The 973-nt window shown below is 61.6% G+C and carries 1 protein-coding gene; it reads right to left on the bottom strand.

Annotated elements, in window-relative coordinates; translation table 11 throughout:
- Positions 1 to 973, bottom strand: a 973-nt coding sequence (locus tag H7U20_RS02410) for a T6SS effector phospholipase Tle3 domain-containing protein (RefSeq protein WP_199518026.1), incomplete at both ends; no start/stop codon positions are given.

Genomic DNA, 973 nt, shown 5'->3' with positions numbered 1-973 from the left:
CCACTTGTCGTTTACTCCCTTGCCACTGGAGACGGCGGTGCTGGCATCGATGGGGTCGACCGCCTCGTAGGGACCATCCTTGCGATCGATCTGTTGTTGCCCGCGCAGATCGGCAGCCACCGGTGTCGGCAACGCCTCGCCGGTGACACTGCGGATGCCGTCGCGTTGTTCACGTTCGCTGCGCCTGTCTGGCCAAGCCCCGTTCTTTGCGATGGGCCATTTCACCGCGGGGAAGCCGTCGCGCATGACGCGGTTGCCGCTGGCCACATGGGCATGATCGTTTTCCCCCTTGATCCGCAAAGCGTAGTCGTGCGGCGCAGCGCCCACCAACACGGGTTCGGCATTCCCCGTCGCAGGATTGATCCTTTGCTTGTCCGTGAATACGCGCTGGTAAAAACCCTCCCCCAATTCCTGCAACGGCCGGCGCAGCACGGTCTTGCTTCTTGTCGGGGCGCTGCCGATGCGCCGCGTCTCTCCCGCCGTCGCATCGAAGTAGCGGACGCGCTCGTCCGGCAGCAATTGCTCGCCCTCGATGAAGTCCGGCACGCCCTGCCAGCCTATGCCCTGCACACTATCGAGTGCTACCGTCATGTCCTGCGGACAAAAATACAGATAGACCTTGCGCCGGTTGTCCCGTTCCTTGGCGGGATCCCATCTGGCGCCGACGGTGCCGTAATACGGCGTGTCGCTTTTCAGGAAGTCCTTCATATCGATCGGCGTGACGTGCTGCCTGGTTACGGTGTGTACCGTGTTAACCAGCGTTTGCAGGCGGGCGTGCAGGTTCTGCCAGCCGGTCAGTTCATCGTAATGATCATGCATCTGCGCGTCTTCGCCGCTGCGGTAGGTTTCTCCCGTCTTGACGATCCAATAGGGATGTTCAGCCAGACTGTAGGGCGGATGCGTCAGGATCAGCGTGTCTGCCGGACGACATCCTTCCTCCTTGAGAAATGCCTGCGCCAGCAGCGTGATCAAG

The sequence above is a fragment of the Rugamonas violacea genome, assembly GCF_016461825.1.
Lineage (GTDB): Bacteria > Pseudomonadota > Gammaproteobacteria > Burkholderiales > Burkholderiaceae_D > Rugamonas.
Note: the sequence above shows the minus strand (reverse complement) of the source record. Positions and strands in the feature narration are given on the sequence as shown.